Here is a 4490-nt window from a genome sequence, read left to right as displayed (position 1 = left end):
GCAAAACCCGGTCGAGGAGGGGCATGGCGCGCGATTTTCGGGGGGATCGAATACCCTCCCACTGATCCCTGCGAAAGGAGGGGTTGCGGGAGGTCACCTTACCGGTACCATCGAATTGTGATTTTTGGGAATGGCAATGGAAAACGGTAACTTCAAGACGGTGCTGCTGGTCGAGGACGAGGGGCTCACGCGAAGCGCCATGAAGAGCCTGATCCTTGCCAATGAACCGTTACTCGATATCGATGAGGCTGACGGCATCGAACAGGCCAAGGAAAAACTCTCCGGCGGCTCGTACGATCTGGTCTTTCTCGACTATCAATTGCGGGGAAACTCCACGGGCCTCGATCTGCTGAACTGGATCGGGGAACAGGAGCGCGAGGTGCAGACCATCATGCTGTCCGCACAAGATGACCGCGATACGGTGCTGGAATGCATTAGGAGCGGCGCATGCGGATTTATATCGAAGGCGAGTGAGCAAGGCGCGGGCGTGTTTCGCGAGGCGCTCAAGACTATCCTGAGCGGCCGGGTATATTTGCCCAATAGCGTGCTTGGAAAGGGCGGCCACAGCCCCAAGCCGGTATCGACGCATTCAGGCGTGACGGTCGAGTCGCTGAACCTGCCGCCACGGCTGACGGAAACGCTGCGTTATTTGCTGCAGGGTTTATCGAACAAGGCGATCGCCAGGAAGATGAATATCAGCGAGAACACCGCGAAGGAGTATTCGAGCGATCTCCTCGCGCGGTTTCATGTGACACGGCGAACCTTCCTGATTGTAGAGATGGCGCGCCGGGGAATTGAGATGCCGATGGGTAGTGCCGCGGTGCCGGCAAGGTAAGCGGGGGTTGGGCAGGATCTGAGAGACCAAAAATAAGAAACGCAAGGGCAGGCGAGTCGCCTGCCCATTGCAACCAAGTACACCCGAATCACCGTGTCAGCACTGGCTCGATCTTCTCCTTCAGCACCGCCAGGCCGCTTCAGCAAACGACCTCCCCGATATCAGCGATGCAATCTGCCTGCGCAGTTCCGCAGGACTTACCGGCTTGCTCAGCACGTCGTGATCGCAGGCAAGCGGCACGATCGTCGCGGCGGGCTCGCCCGTCACGACCAGACATGGGCAACGCCGGCCCAACTTGGCGGCACCGAGCATCGCGACTTCGCGGGCGGTCTTTTCATCGCGCAAACGGAAGTCGGTGATGATCAGGTCCGGGTATCGCTCGATCGAACCCAGTATCTGTTCGAACTCCTCGAAGCTGCTGGCCGAATCGAACAGCACGCCCCATTGCACGAGCAGCGCTTCCGTCGATGCCCGCACGAGGCTGTCGTCCTCGACCAACAATACATACAGCCCTTCGAGCGGCACTTCAAGATAGTCAGCGGTGTCGCCCTTTGCGCGCGGCGCGGCGTCTCCAAGCGGCGAGCCGCAAATCGGCATTTCCAGCGAGAAACGCGAACCACGGCCTTCTGCCGACTTCAGTTCGATCCGATGCTCCTCCAGCATCGAGACCACCGCGTTCACGATCGATAAACCCAGCCCGAGCCCGCGATCGTTGTCCTGCTCCGCATTGCCGACCTGGAAGAACGGCTGGAAGATTGCGTCCCAGTGCTCGGACGCAATGCCGATGCCGTTATCGACCACATCGATGCGCGTACGCGTCGCCGAGCGCACCACGCCCACGATCACAACGGGCTTGGGATTCTTGACGGCATCGGCGTAACGAATTCCGTTCGATACCAGGTTCGCGATGGCTCGTTGAAGCCAGTGCGAGTCGCTGCGCACGTAGACGGGCGCGGCAGGCATGCGCAGGCGCAGATCGACGCCATGCATGGCGGCAAGCGGGCGCAATTGCTCGGCGACTTCGAACACCGCGAGCTTCAGGTCGAACACGTGATATCGCGGCATCACGCGACCCGATTCGAGCCTCGAGAGATCCAGCACGGCGTTCAGGAATCGCGCGAGGATCACGGAGGAACGGCCGGATTCATCGATAAGCCTCGCCGCTTCGGTCACGTCGTCGTGGCGCACGGCTTCGGCGGCCGCTTGCAGGAAGAGGTTGAGCGCGTGCATGGGTTGCCGCAGATCGTGCGTGGCGGCGGCGAGGAAATTGGACTTCTCCTTGCTGGCCGTTTCTGCGGCCAACGTTTGCTGCTCTTTCAGCGATATCAGCGCGCGGGTTTTTGTGTCCTGATCTTTCTTCGATGCCAGCAAGTCGAGGTTCTTCCGCTCCAGTTGTACGTTCGCCGTGAGCAATTCGTTGTTGAGCACGCCGAGCGCGCGCTCGGCCGAAAAGCGTTCGCGCGATACCCGTTCCGCGTGAACACACACACCATGTCCGATCACGACCACGTTGAACAGATAGAACATGCCCATGTAGAAATCTTCGGGCGAAAGAATCCGGATGGTGAGCTGCAGCAGGATGATGCTGGAAAACGTGACCACGGCGGCCGTCAACGCGACCTTCGACTTCAGATAGAAGAAACCGAACTGAAAGAAAAAGACCAGGTAAAGGCCGACGAAATACCACGTGTAGTTGAACGGCCGTGGCGTGATGGAAACCAGCAGGAGCAGCAACAGGTTGCAGCCGTAGACGCCCATGAGCGTCACCCGCTGGGATGCGGCATGGGTGGCGAAAGAACCCCGCAGAGCCAGGCTTAGCACGAACATCAGCCAGACGATGCCCGCAAACCGCAGCGCCATGATGTCCATGAACACGGGTTCGAGCACCGTGCTCACGCGCCCGAAATTGAAGTCGTACCAGAGGAAGCAGACCCACACGCTCAACGCGAGCAGCGCGGACGCGCGCCGGAAGGCGCAGAAGCGCCGGCTATGGTCTTCGAGGAACTGCGCTTCCAGCGCAACGTCGGGAAATGCCTTGGGAACCGACAGGTTACGGATGAGGCTCAGGCCTGCGTCGCGTGCGGATGCCGAAACGAGCTGTGACGGCGTTGGCGTGGCGATCTCTGCGGTGTGCTCCGGTACGTCCATGTTTCGCTCACTCGAAAAGAACGTGACCGGCTACTGTAGCGGAGCACGCGTCTTATGAAAACCTCGTAATTGCAGGGCTTTTAAGCGTTCGGCTGGCGATGACCTCGTGTCATTGATTCGATGACGCGCAGGCTATCGTCATTCAAACTCCGCCGCATTACGATTTATTCCCTGTTTGCCGCATCGCCGAGATCTTTTACGAAGTCGGATGCGGCGCTTATTGATCAGATCTAAGCCGATCCATATAGGACGAAAAACATGTCACGCGTTTTCATAACGGGTTCCGCCGATGGCCTCGGGCAGATGGCTGCAGAGTTGCTGGTGGCGCAGGGACATCGCGTGGTTCTGCATGCACGTAACGAAAAGCGCGCCTGCGATGCAATGCGTGCTGTGCCAGGTGCGGAAGCGGTGGTATCGGGCGATCTGTCCAGTATGGACGCGACACGTGACGTTGCCGAGCAAGTGAACCGGCTTGGCCGCTTCGATGCCGTGATCCATAACGCGGGCGTCGGTTATCGCGAGTCGCGGCGTATCGAGACCATCGATGGCTTGCCTCATGTCTTCGCCGTCAACACGATTGCGCCTTACATCCTCACAGCTTTGATCGAAAAGCCTGAGCGGCTCGTGTATCTCGGTTCGGGCATGCATGAAGGCGGCGATCCGGGTCTCGATGACCTGCTGTGGGAACAGCGCAGGTGGCAAGGCGCAAGCGCCTATTCGGATTCGAAGCTGCACGATCTCTGGCTCGCATTCGGCGTTGCACGGCGCTGGCCGGGCGTTTTATCGAACGCGGTCCATCCCGGATGGGTGCCGACCAGGATGGGCGGCGCGGGCGCGCCCGACGACATGAAGGCCGCGCCGCGCACGCAAGCATGGCTTGCGGTCAGCGACGATCCTGCAGCAAGCGTGACGGGCGAATATTTCTTCCATATGAAACCGCGCAAGCCGAGTGCGGCCGCAAGCGATGAGCGTTTGCAGGACGGCCTGATCGCAGCATGCGAGCGACTGACCGGTATTCGTCTGCCGAATTGAACGCCTTGGATCAGACCAGTTCGGAAATCTCGATCAAATTCAGATCAGGGTCGCGGACATACACCGAGCGGATTTTTTGCGTTGCACCGGTCCGTTCGACCGGCCCCTCGATGATCGGCCAGTTGCACTGGTTCAGGTGTGCAATGACGTCGTCCAGGGGAACGGCTGCGATAAAACACAGGTCCAGCGCGCCCGAAACCGGCAGATGCGCCTTCGGCTCGAATTCCTTGCCGCGAACATGCAAGTTGATTTTCTGATTGCCGAAGCGAAACGCGCTGCGTCCCGCGCCGAAAGTTTCGAGCTGCATGCCAAGGACTTCCGTGTAGAAGTGGCGAGTCGCCGTTTCATCGATGCAAGTCAACACCAGATGATCCAGATGATCGATGAGGGCCATATCAAGCTTCTTCGCGTGCGGCGGATTTTTGCTGATCGGGCGGGGCGTCGTGAAGATCGAGCCGGCGGCCGGCCTTGAGAA

Annotated in this window: 4 protein-coding genes; 2 read left to right on the top strand and 2 right to left on the bottom strand. The window is 59.6% G+C overall.

Annotated features, from left to right (window positions below; translation table 11 throughout):
- Nucleotides 1-136: 136 nt before the first annotated feature.
- Nucleotides 137-835, top strand: a complete 699-nt coding sequence (locus tag ACFFAR_RS25630; RefSeq protein ID WP_062003699.1) for a response regulator transcription factor — start codon at nt 137-139, stop codon at nt 833-835.
- 120 nt (nt 836-955) lie between these two features.
- Here ACFFAR_RS25630 and ACFFAR_RS25625 read toward each other — a convergent pair whose 3' ends face one another.
- On the bottom strand, nt 956-2983 hold the full coding sequence (locus ACFFAR_RS25625; protein WP_375508697.1) for a hybrid sensor histidine kinase/response regulator: 2028 nt from the start codon (nt 2981-2983) through the stop codon (nt 956-958).
- Nucleotides 2984-3241: 258 nt separating this feature from the next.
- Here ACFFAR_RS25625 and ACFFAR_RS25620 point away from each other — a divergent pair, with 258 nt between their 5' ends.
- Nucleotides 3242-4015: an SDR family NAD(P)-dependent oxidoreductase gene (locus ACFFAR_RS25620; RefSeq protein ID WP_174363830.1), complete on the top strand. Its 774-nt coding sequence runs from the start codon at nt 3242-3244 to the stop codon at nt 4013-4015.
- A gap of 10 nt (nt 4016-4025) precedes the next feature.
- On the opposite strand, the gene ACFFAR_RS25615 is transcribed toward ACFFAR_RS25620, so the two are convergent.
- The gene (locus ACFFAR_RS25615) at nt 4026-4409 is read right to left on the bottom strand and encodes a VOC family protein (RefSeq protein WP_174363829.1); all 384 of its coding nucleotides are present in this window, start codon (nt 4407-4409) and stop codon (nt 4026-4028) included.
- Nucleotides 4410-4490: the final 81 nt, after the last annotated feature.

The organism is uncultured Caballeronia sp. (genome assembly GCF_964243625.1).
GTDB lineage: Bacteria > Pseudomonadota > Gammaproteobacteria > Burkholderiales > Burkholderiaceae > Caballeronia.
Note: the sequence above shows the minus strand (reverse complement) of the source record. Positions and strands in the feature narration are given on the sequence as shown.